The organism is Cobetia sp. 3AK (genome assembly GCF_029846335.1).
Lineage (GTDB): Bacteria > Pseudomonadota > Gammaproteobacteria > Pseudomonadales > Halomonadaceae > Cobetia > Cobetia marina.
This window is the reverse complement of sequence record NZ_JARWKR010000025.1, coordinates 1-1,013: the sequence shown is the minus strand read 5'-3', so window position 1 is coordinate 1,013 and position 1,013 is coordinate 1. Positions and strand designations below refer to the sequence as shown.

Sequence of the window (1,013 nt, the reverse complement as noted above, 5' to 3'; positions counted from 1 at the left end):
CATCCAGCGTGCGGAATTCCTTCCACTCGGTGCAGATCACCAGCGCATCCGCGCCCTTGACCGCCTGGATGCGATCCGCCACCAGCACCAGGTCATCGCGCTCACCGTAGATACGACGGCATTCCTTCATCGCTTCCGGGTCATAGGCCTGCACCTTGGCACCCGCCGCCCACAGCGCTTCCATCAGCGTGCGGCTCGGCGCGTCACGCATGTCATCGGTGTTCGGCTTGAAGGCTAGCCCCCAGACGGCGATGGTCTTGCCGGCGAGATCGCCATCGAAGGCACGTGACAGCTTCTCGAACAGCGTGACCTTCTGCCGCTTGTTGACGGATTCCACCGCGGTGAGCAGCTCGGCCTCATAGCCGATCTGGCTGGCGGTACGCGCCAGCGCCTGGACATCCTTCGGGAAGCAGGAGCCACCGTAGCCACAGCCCGGGTAGATGAAGTGGTAACCGATGCGCGGGTCACTGCCGATCCCGCGGCGCACTTCCTCGATATCCGCGCCCAGGCGCTCGGCCAGGTTGGAGATCTCGTTCATGAAGCTGATCTTGGTGGCCAGCATCGCGTTGGCGGCGTACTTGGTCAGCTCGGCGGCGCGCACATCCATGAACATCAGCTTTTCATGGTTGCGGTTGTAGGGGGCGTAGCATTCGCGCATGCGCTCGCGCACCGCCTCGGAATCGGTGCCGACCACGATGCGGGCACCGCGCGTGAAGTCCTCCAGCGCCGCGCCCTCCTTGAGGAATTCCGGGTTGGAGCAGACATCGAACGCAACGCTCACGCCGCGGTGCTTGAGCACCTCTGCCACGCGGGCATGCACGCGATCCGCGGTGCCCACCGGCACGGTGGACTTGTCGATGATGACCTTGTAGTCATCCATGTGCTCACCGATGGTGCCCGCCACGGCCAGCACGTACTTGAGATCGGCACTGCCGTCTTCATCCGGCGGCGTGCCCACGGCGATGAACTGCAGCACGCCGTGCGCGACGGCCTCGCGGGCGTCGGTGGTGAAG

The 1,013-nt window shown here is 65.0% G+C and carries 1 protein-coding gene; it reads right to left on the bottom strand.

All coding sequences use genetic code 11. The annotated features are described in order from the left end of the window. Window positions 1-1,013 (bottom strand): UDP-glucose/GDP-mannose dehydrogenase family protein (locus QD228_RS16985; RefSeq protein WP_279876127.1); only part of this gene is annotated, 1,013 nt, incomplete at both ends.